Source organism: Lysinibacillus sp. OL1 (assembly GCF_004332175.1).
GTDB lineage: Bacteria > Bacillota > Bacilli > Bacillales_A > Planococcaceae > Lysinibacillus > Lysinibacillus capsici.
Genome location: NZ_SJDS01000178.1, coordinates 1 through 206, shown reverse-complemented (window position 1 = coordinate 206; position 206 = coordinate 1). Strand labels below are relative to the sequence as shown.

Sequence of the window (206 nt, the reverse complement as noted above, 5' to 3'; positions counted from 1 at the left end):
AATACTAATCGATCGAGGACTTAACCAAAAAAGTTTGAAACATTCAATGCACCGTTTATCCAGTTTTGAAAGAACAAATCTTTCAACAAAAAAGAGAGCTTCAAGACGCAGTAATACGCCGTGTTTTGAAGGTCGAATAAGTCTAGTGATGATGGCAAAGAGGTCACACCCGTTCCCATACCGAACACGGAAGTTAAGCTCTTTAG

At 39.3% G+C, this 206-nt stretch carries 1 rRNA gene; it reads left to right on the top strand.

The window, feature by feature from the left end:
* Positions 1-141 precede the first annotated feature (141 nt).
* Positions 142-206: ribosomal RNA gene (gene rrf, locus EW028_RS25030) — 5S ribosomal RNA — on the top strand; the annotation flags it as partial.